This window comes from Amycolatopsis saalfeldensis (genome assembly GCF_900110575.1).
Lineage (GTDB): Bacteria > Actinomycetota > Actinomycetes > Mycobacteriales > Pseudonocardiaceae > Amycolatopsis > Amycolatopsis saalfeldensis.
Genome location: NZ_FOEF01000007.1, coordinates 103,221 through 115,778, shown reverse-complemented (window position 1 = coordinate 115,778; position 12,558 = coordinate 103,221). Strand labels below are relative to the sequence as shown.

Here is a 12,558-nt window from a genome sequence, read left to right as displayed (position 1 = left end):
GCTCCGCTCAGCTGGTCTTGGGCAGGAAGCGGGTGTCGAGCCACTGGGAGTCGGGCAGGCGTTTCGCGAACACCTTGCCCTGCAGGCCCATCTGCCAGAAGTCGTCCATCGCCTTCGCCGAGGGCATGCGGCCGTCGGGGTAGAGCTGGTCGATCCACTCCGCCAGGCTGGCCTGCGCGTCGCCGGTGCTGATCTTGAGGTTCTTCGCGATCGACTTCACCGCGTCGCCGGGCTGGTCCTTGGTCATCTTCATGGCCTGCGACAGCGTGTCGACGAACTTCTTGGCACGGTCAGGGTTGTCGTTGACGAAGCCCGGCTTGCCCCACGTGACGTGCATCGGGTAGCTGTCGACGAGGTCGGCGAGGTCGAGGATCTTGTTGTAGCCCTCTTTCTGCGCGTAGACGGTCTGCGGCTCGGTGAAGATGTTGGCCTGCAGCTGGCCCGCCTTCATGGCCGCCAGGCGCGCCGCCGAGGCACCGCCCTGCACGACCTTGATGTCCTTCTCGGGGTCCAGGCCGGCCTTCGCCGCGGCGAAGCGGGTGAGCAGGTCGGTGGACGAGCCGATCGTCGTCACGCCCCAGTTCTTTCCCTTGCCCTGCGCCACGGTGTGGATCTCGGGCACGGCGTACCAGGCGAACGCCGTCATGTCGAAGCCGCCGTAGATGACCTTCACATCCTGGCCGGCTTCCTCGGCGGTGAGGGGCCCGGTGAGCGAGCCGACCGCGACGTCGACGTCGCCGGACAGCACGGCCTTGGCGAGTTCGGCGTCACCCTTGAACGTAACGGGTTTGACGGTGAGGCCGTGCTGCTTCCAGAGGTTCAGGTCGTCGGCCAGGTAGACCGGCGCGAGCGTGGTGGCCTGGACCGGCAGGCCGAGGGTGATCGTGTCGCCGCCCGAGGCGCCACCACCACCCGGGCCGCAGGCGGTGGCGACGAGGGCGAGAGCGAGCGCCGGTAACACGAGCCGGGTCCGGCGGAGGGTTTTCCATGGCACGGGGGAGACCTCGATTGTGTCCAGGGGGAGACCGGGACGCGGGGGAGACTTGCCGCCTCGGTCGGGCATCGGGCGAGGTGTCGACCATGAGAAGCATCGGGAGGGGCACCTCTTTGTGCTCCGGTCAGTGTGACTCTCGATCTCGACGCGCGTCAAGAAGTTGAGAAACATCGTTTGGCGGGGGATTTCCGGCCCGGACCGTGGGCGCGACGAAACCCCCGGCGGACGCGAAGTCCTTGCCCGCCAGGGGGTTTCACCGTTCACGCCCGTGCTAGCGGAACACCTCCGGCCGGTTCTTCGCGAAGCTGATCAGCCCGCCGGCTTCGAGCATGTCGACGAGGAACGGGTCGGCGGCCGCACCGCGGATCGTCGTCTGCGTGGTCAGGTTGGTGAACTCACCGGTGGCCAGGTCCACGCGCACGCGGTCGCCGTCGGCCGCGAAGCCGGGGTTCAGCCCGGCTTCGAGCGCCGGCAGGCCGACCTCGAAGCAGTTGCGGTAGAACGTCCGGGCGAACGTCTCCGCGACCACGCACCCGATTCCCGTGGCCTGCAACGCCTTCGTCGCGATCGCGCGGCCCGAGGACTGCCCGAAGTGCTTGCCGGCGAACACGATGTCACCGGGCCGCACCTGTTTCGGAAACTCCGGGTTGAGGTCTTCGAGCACGTGCTGCGCGAGCACTTCCATCGGCTCGAACACGTACTGGGTCTTCACGAGCCGGTCGGTCGGGATGTTGTCCCCGAACCGCCAGCAGCGGCCCTCGAACTTCACGCGTTCCCTCCTTCAGGACTCGCGATGACCCCCGCGACGGCCGAGGCGGCGACGGTTTCCGAGGACGCCAGGTACATCGACGCGTCCGGGCTGCCGTTGCGGCCGGGGAAGTTCCGGGCGTGGGTGGAGATCATCGCCTCGTCCGACGCCATCGCGCCCATGTTGTACGCCTGGTTCGAGCCCGTGCTGGGCGGGAACCAGGTGGCCCCGGCCTCGTGCAGCGCGAGCACCAGCCCCTCGCGCGCCGCCTCCGCGAACACTTCCCGGCTCGAGGGCACGAGGTGGAACCGCGTGTCCGGGTGCACCCGTTGCCCGGCCAGCACCCGGGCGGCCGCCCGGAAGTCCTCCAGCCGGCCGCCGCCGTGGCCGCCCAGCTCCGCGTACTGCACCGGCGTGCCGGCGACTTCCGCGACCGGCTTGACGTTGCCGACGGTCGGCGGGCAGGCGACCTGCGGTTCTGCCTCGCCGACGTCGAAGCGCAGCACCTGCGCGGCTTCCTTGCCGTCGCCGTGCACCAGGAGACCGGGGTCTCCGCCGGGCAGCGTGCGCACGAACGCCTCGGTCACCTCGTCCGGCTCGACGAAGCTGCACTTGGCGCCGAGGTCCACGCACAGCAGCGGGAACAGCCAACGGTCCCAGAAGGACAGTCCGCGCACGTACGGGCCGCCGAACTCCACGGCCCGGTAGTTCAGCTCGCCCTCGCCGATGCGCCCGACCAGCCACAGCGCGATGTCACGCGGCGTGACGCCGGGCTTCGGCGTGCCTTCGAGGTGGACCCGGGTCGTCTCCGGCACCTTGAACCACGCTTTGCCATACGGCAGCACGGTTCCGGCGTGGGAGTCGTTGCCGAGCGCCACCGCGAGCGCGCCCATCGTGCCGTGCACCGGCGTGTGGCTGTCCGAGCCGACCACGATCATGCCCGGCTTGATGTGCCCGTTGCGGACCACGGCGTGGTGCAGGTTGCCGTTGCCGCAGTCGTAGAGCTTCAGTCCGTGCTTGCGGGCCCACCGGCGATTGTGCTGCAGCACTTCCGCCTGCTGCTCGGTCGGTGGCGCGAAGTGGTGGTCGAACACCAGCACGGCCCGCTCGGGGTCCGGGATGGGCACGTTCACGCGCTTCTCGTACACCTGCGAGGTCAGGTACCCGGACAGGTCGTGCATGATCAGCCGGTCCACTTTGGCCACGACGATCTCGCCGGGCGCCACGGACTCGCGGCCGCTGGCGCGGGCGAGGATCTTCTCGACGAGGTTCACGCGACCACCGCCTCCGCCAGGATCTCCCGCGGATCCGTGATCACGCCGCGGATGGCCGACGCCGCCGCGGTGGCCGGGCTCGACAGGAAGATCTTCGAGTCGTAGCTGCCCATGCGGCCCTGGAAGTTGCGGTTCGCGGTCGAGAGCGTGGTCTCGCCGTCGGCCATCGCCCCGCCGCTGCCCGCGCACGCGCCGCAGCCGGGGTTGGTGATCATCGCGCCGGCCTGGATGAGCTTCGTGAGCACACCGCTGTCCGAAGCCTGCGCCATGATCTTCGCCGACGCGGGCGTGACGATCAGCCGCAGGCCCGGCGCCACGCGGTGGCCGGCGAGCACGTCGGCCGCGATCACGAGGTCGTCGTACTTGGCGTTGGCGCAGGAGCCGATGAACACCTGGTCGAGCTTCGTGCCGGCGACGTCGCCGACGCCCACGACGTTGTCGACCGTGTGCGGCACCGAGATCTGCGGGGCGAGCGTGCGCCCGTCGAGCCGCACGGTGGCGCGGTAGGCCGCACCCTCGTCGGGCAGCAGGATGTCCAGCTCGTCGCGCGGCACCCCGGCCTCGTCGAGGTAGGCGAGCGTGGTGTCGTCCGGGGCGACGAAGGCGTTCTTCGCGCCCATCTCCATCGCCAGGTTGCAGAACGTCATGCGTTCGGACACGGACATGCCCTCGACGTAGGAGCCGGAGAACTCGGCCGACTCGTAGGTCAGGCCGTCGGCACCGAGGTCGCCGATGAGCTTGAGCATGACGTCCTTGGCGTAGACGCCCGGGGCGAGGTCGCCGTCGATCACGATCCGCACCGACTCGGGCACCTTGACCCACAGCTTGCCGGTGACCCACGCGGCGGTGATCTCGCTGAACCCGACGCCGGTGCCGAACGCGCCCAGCGCGCCGTAGATCGTGGAGTGCGAGTCGGTGCCGATGATGAACCGGCCGGGCCGCACGAGTCCGTGCTCCATGAGCACGATGTGCGCGATGCCGCTGTTGACGTCGAAGAAGTTCTTCACGCCCATCTTCTGCGCGAACTCGCGGCACAGCGCGTGGTCCGCGGCCGTCTTCGCGTTCATGGCGGGGGAGAGGTGGTCCATCACCATGGCCACGCGGCCGACGTCGTAGAGCTGCTCGACGCCCATCTTCTCCAGCGTGCGGATGCACCGCCAGCTCGCGGTGTGGCTCATGTACAGGTCGGGGAACGCGTCGACGATCTGGCCCGGCACGAGGCCGGCGACCCCGGACGCGCGTTCGATCGCCTTCTGCGCGAAGGTCTTGGCGGTCACTGTTTTCCTCCCGCGAAGCTCGCCATCAGGTGCGGGATCAGGCCGCCGTCGGCCATGATCTCCCGCAGCACCCGCGGGTACGGGCTGAACGGGAAGGTCTGCCCGCCCGCCTCGACCGTGCCCGCGTCGTAGTCGACCCACATCTCGCCGCCGTCGGTGGCGGCCTCGGCCGCGGCGGGCGATTCGACCGCGACGAGCCCGGTGTTGATGGCGTTGCGGAAGAAGACGCGGGAGAAGGAGGCCGCGACGACCGCCTTGATCCCGGCGCCGATCAGGCAGGTGGCGGCCTGCTCCCGCGCGCTGCCGCAGCCGAAGTTGCGGCCGGCGACGACGACGTCGCTCGCCCGCAGCCGTTGTTGCGTCTGGAGCCCCAGCGGCTCGAAGGCGTGCTCGGCCAGCTCGGCCGGGTCGATGCTCACGAGGTAGCGGCCGGGGATGATGACGTCGGTGTTCACGTTCTCGCCGAAGGTGATGACCTTGCCCCCGACCCGGTGTTCATTGCCCATGAGGGATCTCCGCTCGTGGTTCCGTTGGTGTGCGGCGGTTTCCGGTCACGGGCTGGTCTCTTCCAGGAACCAGTCGGTCGGCACGGTGTGCCCGAGCCCGCGCTCTTCGGCGAGGGCCAGCGCCCGCGCGCAGACCGCCGCGAACTGCACGCCCATGCCGGTGTTGTTGGCGAACACGGTGATGTCGCCGGGGCTCGTGCGCCCCGGCGCCTCGCCCAGCAGCAGGTCGCCGAGCTCGCGGATGTCGTCCCACGACTTCAGGCCGCGGGTGACCGGGCCGAGGATGTCGTCCTGCTTGTCGTGGTGCACCTGCTCGCGCGAGAGCACGGTGATGCGCGCCGCGCGGTCGAACGTGGTGTCGTCCAGCTCGCGCCGGGTGGCGGTGCCGTCGGGTGAGGTGATCGCCGTGACGTGCGTGCCCGGTTCGAGCCAGGCGCCGTCGAAGCAGGCTTCCATGGCCGCGGTGGCGCAGGTGACGATCTGGCAGCCGGCCACCGCGTCGCGCCGCTCGTCGACGGCCACGATCCTGCGCCCGGTCTTCTCGCTCCACACCTTCGCGAACTGCTCGCGGTGCTCGGGCGTGGGGCTGTACACGCGGACCTCTTCGATGTTCGGCCGAACCATCAGCAGGCACTCCAGGTGCGCCTCGGCCTGCCAGCCGGAGCCGAACATGCCCGCGACGGTCGCGTCCGGGTTGGACAGTTCGCGGATGCCGAGCGCCGAGGTCGCGCCGACGCGCATCTTCTGGATGAAGCTGTCGTGCATGATGGCGAGCGGTTCGAGCGTGGTCAGGCTGTAGAGCGTGACGAGCCCGACGTAGCGGCCGCCCGGCGCGACCGGGATGAGCCGGCGCCGCTGCACTCCCGAGGGCAGCGTTTCGACGCCCGCGATGTCGGACGTGATCCGCAGCGCCCAGACGCCGCTCGAGACGTTGCCGCCCTCCTGCGACTTGAACCGGAAGCGGAAGCCGGGGTGCCGGCTGTCCTCGACCGGGAAGTACGTGTGGTTGCGCGGCCGGTTGGCGCCCTGGCCGGAGTTGAGCTCCCGGTACGCCGTCTCCAGCGCGTCGAGCGTCTCGCCGGCGGTGAGCACCTGCTCGATGTCGCCGTTGGAAAGGATCCTCACCGCAGTGCTCCTGTCAGGTGTTCCGGTTCGCCTTCGGTGACGCGGACGGTCTCGGCCACGGCCGCGTTGCCGCCGTCGGCGAAGGCGACTTCCACGGACACCGCGCCCGCCTCGCCGTCGGCCAGGACGGCGGCCGGGTCCTGGGCGCGGAACTCGCCGCCGGTGGACAGATCGGCCTGGTTGACCCAGCGGACCTCGGCCCGCGTGCCATCCGGCAGCTTCGCCAGCGCGGGCGCGGCTGCCTCGGTGAGCGAGCCGATCCTCGCGCCGGCCTTGGCCGCGGAGATGGCCGCGTTCAGCGCGTCCCTGAGCGCACCCGGCCAGCCGGCGGCGTCACCGAGGACGCGGCTCGAATGCACCCAGTTCATGCGGTACTGCCCGGTGACACCGAAGGAGGTGACACCGTCCGAAGTGGACAGGGAGCTCGGGTACAGGTCGAGGAAACCGCCGCCGCGCAGGGCGCGTTCCACGGTCTCGACGCGGCTGCCGGCGGTGCTGCCCGCCACCGTGGCCTTGGCCGCGGCGTCGTCGAGGATCCGGCCGGCCGCGCGCAGCAGTTCGGTCTCGGCCGCCGACGGGACGAGCCGCTGCTCGCGGACCAGCCCGCCGAGGCGCTCGACCCGCCAGCCGGGCACCGCGGCGACGATCTCGCCGGCCACGTCGGCGGGCCACAGCGCGGCGTCGACCAGGCCGAGCGTGCCGTTCTTCTTGCCCAGCAGGTACTTCGCGACGAGGTCGGCGAAGTTCTTGCCACCGCTGAACTCCGTGACCTTCGACGAGGCCTTCATCCAGTTCTGCACCCGCAGCGAGAGCTTCGTGAGGAACGTGACGGTTCCCTCGGCGGGGATCGCCAGCACCCCCTCGTTCCAGTAGAGGCACAGGTTGGTCAGGTAGGCGAGGTCGTCGGAGCGCGACACGTCGGCGTAGACGAGCGCGACGTCGACGCCTCGCGCCGCCATGGCCTTCTGCAGCGCGGCGACGCGATCGCCCCACTCCTGGTCGGGGGTTTCCGCGGGGTCGAGTACGTGCAGACCTCGTTTCACGCCACGCCTCCTGTCTCGAACAGCTTCCGTTCGGTCGTGATCAGCACTTCGCAGCCGTCGGCGGTCACGCGCACGGGGTCGCCGAGCACGTGGTAGCCGGCCAGCGGCGTGTAGGTGTTGGGGTGGATGATGAACACGGAGTTCTCGGGCAGCACGGTGTGGTTGCCCTCGATGATCGGCGTCTCGTCGAGGTGCAGGCCGTGGCCGTGGCCGCGCACGCGGGTGTAGTCGCTGGTGCAGTACTCGCCGTAGCCGTGCTTGCGGAACACGTCGTTCTCGGCCACCGCCACCTCGTGCGCGGTGACGCCCGGGCGCACCACGGAGATGCCGGCCTCGACGGCCTCGTTGAACAGGTCGAACGACTTGCGCTGCCCGTCGTCGGCCTTGCCCACCACGGCGGAGCGGCAGATCTGCAGCCAGTAACCGTCCATTTTGGGTGTGAGCTCGGTCCGCACCAGGTCGCCGGCTTCGAGCCGCCGGTCGCCGGGCGGGGTCATGCCGCGCACCTCGTCGCGGCCGGACGCGATGAGCATGAAGTTGTCCTCGGCGCCGAGGTTCTTCAGCCGCGCTTCGACCTCCGCGACGATCCGGTACTCCGGCAGCCCCGGTTTGAGCACGTCCACGAACGCTTCCCAGCCGGCGGCGCAGACCACGGCGCTGCGGCGCATCCGGGCCAGCTCCCACTCGCTCTTCACCAGCCGGGCGGTGTCGAGCAGCTTCGTGGCCGACCCGACTTCGGCGTCCGACGCCGCGGCGCGGATCGTCTCCATGAGCACGAGCGGCACGAGCTCGTGGTGGGCGATGCCGAGGCGCCGCGGCGCCAGCTCCTTGAGGACCACGCCCAGCTCCGCCGGGTTCGCCGGGTCCAGCCGCCGGGCCTCGCCGACCCAGCCCTGCGCGGTGAAGGCCGCGAGGTCGGACGGCCGGGTCGAGAACGCCACCGCGTCACCTTCGGCGGGGAAGACCACGAGCGCGGCGCTGCCGGCCGGGGTCACGTCGGTGAAGTAGCGGATGTTCTCGCGCCGCCAGGCCGGGCCGTAGGCCAGCACGACGTCGAGGCCCTGCTCGGCCATCGCGTCGCGGATCTTGCGGTGCCGCAACCGCAGCTCCGCCTGGTCCTCGGGGGACAGGCCCGCTCCGGCGGGCGCCGGGGCGTGGTCGATCGTCATGGGTTTCCCTCCACGGGGTGGTGGTGGTTTCGGACGGGTCAGGAGCGCGCCGGGGCCAGGGCGGCGGGCGCCCCTTCGCCGGTGATCTCACTGGTGATCTGCTCGACGGTCCGGCCGCGGGTCTCGAAGGTCGCCACGAGCGCGGCGATCCCGGCGAGGATCGAGATGATCCCGAAGACCAGGAAGAACAGGAACTGCGAAGCATGCGCCGCCAGGATGAACCCGACGAGCACGGGCATGATGAGGCCGCCGACCTTCTGCCACGCCGCGGCCCAGCCGAGCCCGGTCGCGCGGCTCGCCGTGGGGTAGAGCTCGCTGGCGTAGGCGAAGAGCGTGCTGCCGGCCAGGCCGCTGCCGAAGAACGTGGCGAGCGAGCCGAGCACGATCACCGCGCCGGTCGCCGACGTGGTGCCCCAGGCCAGGCAGAAGACTCCACTGAGGACAAACGCCCCGCCGAGCACCACGCGGCGGCCGATCCGGTTGATCAGCTGCCCGGCGAGGATCGCGCCGACCACGCCGGCGGCGGTGATGATCGCCGTGTAGCCGAAGCTCTTGAGCAGGTCCACGCCCTGGCCTTCCAGGACCGAGGGCAGCCAGCTCGAGAGCCCGTAGAGGAACGCGCCGGCGCAGACCTCCATGAACCAGATGGCGATCGTGTAGCGCAGGTAGTGCCGGGCGACGAGCGTGCGCACGGTGCCGCCGCTTTCGGGCACCGCGGGCCGGCCGGCGGGGGCTTCGGTGGGGTTGCCGCCCCGGCACAGGCCGGCGACGATGGCCGCCGCGTCGGCGAGGCGGCCGCGGCGCAGCAGGTAGCGGACCGACTCCGGCAGCGTCGCCAGCATGAACACGCCGACGACCACGGGCACGGTGGCGATCACGAACATCGCCCGCCAGCCGAACGCCGGCACCACCGCGGTGCCGACCGCGGCCGCCGTCGGCAGTCCGATCAGCCAGGCCGCGGTGGCCGCGGTGACGAGCGGGCCGCGGTGGCGCGAGGGCACGAATTCGGCGATGTAGGGCAGGACCACGGCGATCTCGGCGCCGAGGCCGATCCCCTGCAGCGCGCGGAAGGTGACCAGGGCACCGAAACTGGGCGCGAACACCGCGGCGAGCGAGAACACCGCGTAGACGATCACCGTGATGGAAAGCGGCACTCTCCGGCCGAACCGGTCGGAGATCGTGCCCGCGGCGGCCGCGCCGACGAGCATGCCCGCGAACAGCGCCGAGGAGAACCCGCCGGCCGCTTCACTGGTGAGGTGGAAGGTCTTGATGACACCCGGCAGGATCACGCCGGTCAGGTTGATCACGAACCCGCACAGGAAATGTCCGATGAGGACGGTCACGTAGATCCTCAGGTGCCGTGCGGTGAACGCCGACTCGTCGAGGCGGGAGAGCAGGGAGTGGGGTGAAATCGCGGGGGATGGGGACGTGGGCATGTGGGCCACCTCCTTGTGGCTTGGAAAAACCCAGTGGCTTGGAAAAACCCAGTGGCTCGGAAAAACCCAGCGGCTCGGCTCACTGGTCGCGCGGGGGCGGAACCCGTTGGCCGTAAACCATCGGCGAGCCGGTGCGCCTACCGGTCGTCGAGGTTGCCCTGGACGGCGAAGTAGAGCTGCGAGAGCGCGGGCAGCAACTGGTCGCGCATCCCGGGGGCGAGGCCCGCGGTCAGCTCGGCCGCGAACTTGTCGAGGGCGCGCCGGGCGCTGTCCCGCGCGGTGACGCCCTTGGCGGTGAGCTCGAGCTGCATCGTGCGCCGGCTCGTGGCCGAGGGGCGGCGCGAGAGCAGGTCCTGGTTCACCATCTTGTCGACGCTTTCGGACATCGTCGACGGGTTGCGGTGCGCGAGCTTGCACAGCGCCGTGAGCGACGTGTGGCCGCTCCCGACCCTCGACAGGATCCGGTACTGCCGGATGGTCAGCGGCAGTTCGAGCCCGGCGAGCAGCTCCGTCTGGAGCCGGGTCAAGCGCCCGCCCAGAGCCAGCAGGACCTCGCCGAGCCCCGCTTCCGGGCCCAGTTCGTCGAAGGTCTCGGTGTCGTTGGTGGTCATTTTGGTCCCCGTACGTTCTGGTACCCGAAATAACGATGCCGCCGACTGTACGTCCGCCCCCCGCGCCGTGGGAAGAGGCGATTTCGTGACGAGGAGAGTCTTTCAGTGGGTGAAAACCCGGATGGTCCCCGGCGCGCCGCGGGTGAGAGCTTGCAGAAGCCGACCCCGACCGAAGGAGCTCTGAGGCGTCGATGGCAGCGTTCGCCCGAAACCAGTGGTACGTCGCCGCATACGGCCGCGAGATAGGCCGGGAGCTGTTCTCCCGTACCGTGCTCGGCGAGCCGATCGTCTTCTACCGCACCGAATCCGGCGACGTCGTCGCGCTGGCCGACCGCTGCGTGCACCGCCGCTACCCGCTCTCGGAGAGCCGGCTCGACGGTGACAAGATCGTCTGCGGCTACCACGGCTTCACCTACGACAGCGGGGGTTCGTGCGTGTTCGTCCCCGGCCAGGCCCGGATCCCGCGCACCGCAAGGGTTCCCTCGTACCCGGTGGTGGAGCAGGACTCCTTCGTGTGGGTCTGGATCGGCGAGCGCGAGCCGGCCGACGCGGCCACGATCCCGCGCGCGCCGTGGCTCGCGGACCCGGCCTGCACCACCGTGAGCGGCATGGAACCGCTCGCCGCGCGCTACGAGCTGCTCGTGGACAACCTGCTCGACCTCTCGCACGAGACCTACCTGCACGGCGGCTACATCGGCACGCCGGAGGTCGCGAACACGCCGATCACCACGGAGGTCGACGAGGACCGCGGCATCATCTACGTCAGCCGCCACATGGCCGACGCGGAGTGCCCGTCGTTCTACGCGAAGTCCACCGGCATCGAAGGCCGGATCACGCGCTGGCAGGACATCGAGTACCACCCGCCGTGCCTGTACCTGCTGCACAGCCGCATCGCGCCGGTCGGCGTGGTGCCGAATGCCGACGGCACGGACCCGGACGGCTTCCACGTCGAGGTCGTCTACGCGATCACGCCGGAGACCGAGCACAGCACCCACGACTTCTGGGCCGTGGCAAGGGATTTCGCGCTCGACGACACCGGTGTGTCCGATTTCCTCGCCGAGAACAACCGCACGGTCGTGCTCCAGGACGTGCGGGCGCTCGACGTCCTCGAACGCGTCATCGAGGCGGAACCCGAGGGGTACCAGGAGCTTTCGGTCAACATCGACACCGGCGGGCTGGCCGCGCGCCGCATCCTCAAGAGGCTGGCGGCCGGTGAGGGCGCGCAGGTCGTGCCGTCATGAGCGAGCGCGTGGCGATGCTGCGGGGCGAGAACGTGGTGCGCATCCACTGGAAGCTCGGCACCGACGTGCTCGTCGGCGTGTGCCCCTGCGGGGCCGAGCACGAGTCGCAGGACCCGGTCGAGCTGTGGGACTGGCTGCTGGCCCACCCCGCCGGGCACGGGGGGAGGCGATGAGCGCCCTGGCCACCGAGCTGGAGTTCGACCGGGGGTTCGACGTCGTGCCGGCGGCCCCGGAACGGCTGGCCGAGGGCGTCGTCCGGCTGACCCTGCGTCACCCGGACGGCGCGGCCCTGCCGGCGTGGGAGCCGGGCGCGCACGTGGACCTGGTGCTGGGCCCGGATCTCGTGCGGCAGTACTCGCTGTGCGGTGATCCGGCCGACCGGTCGGTGCTGCAGGTGGCCGTGCTGCGCGAGCCGGCCGGGCGAGGGGGCTCGGCGCACGTCCACGGCCTGGCCGGCGGTGAGCGGCTGCGCGTGCGCGGACCGCGCAACCACTTCGAACTGGTGCCTTCGCCGCGCTACCTGTTCGTGGCGGGCGGCATCGGCATCACGCCGCTGGTGCCGATGCTCGCCGCGGCGGAGGCGGCGGGGGCCGGGTGGCGGCTGCTCTACGGCGGGCGCACCCGGGCGTCGATGGCCTTCGCCGCGGAACTGCGCGAACGCTACGGCGACCGCGTCGAGCTCGTGCCGCAGGACGAACGCGGGCCGCTCGACCTCGACGCGGCGCTGGCGGCCACACCGGGCGCGGCCGTCTACTGCTGCGGCCCGGAACCACTGCTGGCGGCCGTCGAGCAGCGGTGTGCGCCCGATTTGCTGCACGTTGAGCGGTTCACCGCGCAACCCGACACCGGCCCGCGCGACGCGTTCGAGGTCGAGCTCGCCCAGTCGGGCCGGACGCTGGGGGTACCGGCGGACCGCTCGATCCTGTCGGTGCTCGAGGAGTCCGGCGTGCCCGTGTTGTCCTCCTGCCGGGAAGGGACGTGCGGCACGTGCGAGACCGGCGTGCTCGAAGGCGTGCCGGACCATCGCGACTCCGTGCTCACCACCGCGGAACGCGAGGCGGGGGACGTGATGATGATCTGCGTGTCGCGCTGCGCCGGCGCGCGACTGATTCTGGATCTGTGAAGCCGCGGGTA

General features: G+C 70.7%; 13 protein-coding genes. 3 read left to right on the top strand and 10 right to left on the bottom strand.

Translation table 11 applies throughout. The features are described 5' to 3' along the window. Positions 1-7 precede the first annotated feature (7 nt). The 10 genes from BMY97_RS18030 to BMY97_RS17985 all read right to left on the bottom strand — a co-directional run bounded on the left by BMY97_RS18030 (position 8) and on the right by BMY97_RS17985 (position 10,183). Positions 8-994 (bottom strand): ABC transporter substrate-binding protein, encoded by a 987-nt coding sequence (locus BMY97_RS18030; RefSeq protein ID WP_177231411.1) that lies wholly within the window; start codon positions 992-994, stop codon positions 8-10. Between the two features lie 271 nt (positions 995-1,265). After that, positions 1,266-1,763 carry a LeuD/DmdB family oxidoreductase small subunit gene (locus BMY97_RS18025; RefSeq protein ID WP_091618028.1) on the bottom strand — a complete coding sequence of 166 codons (498 nt, stop codon included), beginning with the start codon at positions 1,761-1,763 and terminating at the stop codon, positions 1,266-1,268. Continuing rightward, positions 1,760-3,016 (bottom strand): 3-isopropylmalate dehydratase large subunit, encoded by a 1,257-nt coding sequence (locus BMY97_RS18020; protein ID WP_091618027.1) that lies wholly within the window; start codon positions 3,014-3,016, stop codon positions 1,760-1,762. Before BMY97_RS18020 ends, BMY97_RS18025 begins: the two co-directional genes overlap by 4 nt. Beyond that, complete coding sequence (locus tag BMY97_RS18015) at positions 3,013-4,293, bottom strand: aconitase/3-isopropylmalate dehydratase large subunit family protein (RefSeq protein ID WP_091618026.1); 1,281 nt, start codon at positions 4,291-4,293, stop codon at positions 3,013-3,015. The genes BMY97_RS18020 and BMY97_RS18015 overlap by 4 nt, the downstream gene beginning before the upstream one ends. Then, positions 4,290-4,799 carry a LeuD/DmdB family oxidoreductase small subunit gene (locus BMY97_RS18010; protein WP_091618025.1) on the bottom strand — a complete coding sequence of 170 codons (510 nt, stop codon included), beginning with the start codon at positions 4,797-4,799 and terminating at the stop codon, positions 4,290-4,292. The genes BMY97_RS18015 and BMY97_RS18010 overlap by 4 nt, the downstream gene beginning before the upstream one ends. A gap of 45 nt (positions 4,800-4,844) precedes the next feature. Continuing rightward, entirely contained in the window at positions 4,845-5,924 is a 1,080-nt protein-coding gene (locus tag BMY97_RS18005) for an ornithine cyclodeaminase family protein (protein WP_143086219.1), read from the bottom strand. Next, the gene (locus BMY97_RS47080; protein ID WP_091618023.1) at positions 5,921-6,967 is read right to left on the bottom strand and encodes an aminopeptidase P family N-terminal domain-containing protein; all 1,047 of its coding nucleotides are present in this window, start codon (positions 6,965-6,967) and stop codon (positions 5,921-5,923) included. The genes BMY97_RS18005 and BMY97_RS47080 overlap by 4 nt, the downstream gene beginning before the upstream one ends. Next, on the bottom strand, positions 6,964-8,136 hold the full coding sequence (locus BMY97_RS17995) for a M24 family metallopeptidase (protein WP_091618022.1): 1,173 nt from the start codon (positions 8,134-8,136) through the stop codon (positions 6,964-6,966). The genes BMY97_RS47080 and BMY97_RS17995 overlap by 4 nt, the downstream gene beginning before the upstream one ends. 38 nt (positions 8,137-8,174) lie before the next feature. Then, positions 8,175-9,572: an MFS transporter gene (locus tag BMY97_RS17990; protein WP_091618021.1), complete on the bottom strand. Its 1,398-nt coding sequence runs from the start codon at positions 9,570-9,572 to the stop codon at positions 8,175-8,177. A 137-nt stretch (positions 9,573-9,709) separates the two neighbouring features. After that, positions 9,710-10,183 (bottom strand): MarR family winged helix-turn-helix transcriptional regulator, encoded by a 474-nt coding sequence (locus tag BMY97_RS17985; RefSeq protein ID WP_091618020.1) that lies wholly within the window; start codon positions 10,181-10,183, stop codon positions 9,710-9,712. 191 nt (positions 10,184-10,374) lie between these two features. Here BMY97_RS17985 and BMY97_RS17980 point away from each other — a divergent pair, with 191 nt between their 5' ends. Genes BMY97_RS17980 through BMY97_RS17975 form a run of 3 tightly spaced genes read left to right on the top strand, consistent with a single transcriptional unit; the run spans position 10,375 to position 12,547 of the window. Next, on the top strand, positions 10,375-11,424 hold the full coding sequence (locus BMY97_RS17980) for an aromatic ring-hydroxylating dioxygenase subunit alpha (protein ID WP_091618019.1): 1,050 nt from the start codon (positions 10,375-10,377) through the stop codon (positions 11,422-11,424). Beyond that, complete coding sequence (locus BMY97_RS47075; RefSeq protein ID WP_177231410.1) at positions 11,421-11,597, top strand: hypothetical protein; 177 nt, start codon at positions 11,421-11,423, stop codon at positions 11,595-11,597. The genes BMY97_RS17980 and BMY97_RS47075 overlap by 4 nt, the downstream gene beginning before the upstream one ends. Continuing rightward, positions 11,594-12,547: a PDR/VanB family oxidoreductase gene (locus tag BMY97_RS17975; protein ID WP_091618018.1), complete on the top strand. Its 954-nt coding sequence runs from the start codon at positions 11,594-11,596 to the stop codon at positions 12,545-12,547. Before BMY97_RS47075 ends, BMY97_RS17975 begins: the two co-directional genes overlap by 4 nt. Positions 12,548-12,558: the final 11 nt, after the last annotated feature.

Bases quoted from the DNA above. Each gene is read 5' to 3' on its own strand.
- BMY97_RS18010 (WP_091618025.1), bottom strand. From the start codon at position 4,799: ATGGGCAATGAACACCGGGTCGGGGGCAAGGTCATCACCTTCGGCGAG.
- BMY97_RS17995 (WP_091618022.1), bottom strand. From the start codon at position 8,136: ATGACGATCGACCACGCCCCGGCGCCCGCCGGAGCGGGCCTGTCCCCC.
- BMY97_RS17985 (WP_091618020.1), bottom strand. From the start codon at position 10,183: ATGACCACCAACGACACCGAGACCTTCGACGAACTGGGCCCGGAAGCG.
- BMY97_RS17990 (WP_091618021.1), bottom strand. From the start codon at position 9,572: ATGCCCACGTCCCCATCCCCCGCGATTTCACCCCACTCCCTGCTCTCC.
- BMY97_RS47075 (WP_177231410.1), top strand. From the start codon at position 11,421: ATGAGCGAGCGCGTGGCGATGCTGCGGGGCGAGAACGTGGTGCGCATC.
- BMY97_RS17980 (WP_091618019.1), top strand. From the start codon at position 10,375: ATGGCAGCGTTCGCCCGAAACCAGTGGTACGTCGCCGCATACGGCCGC.
- BMY97_RS17975 (WP_091618018.1), top strand. From the start codon at position 11,594: ATGAGCGCCCTGGCCACCGAGCTGGAGTTCGACCGGGGGTTCGACGTC.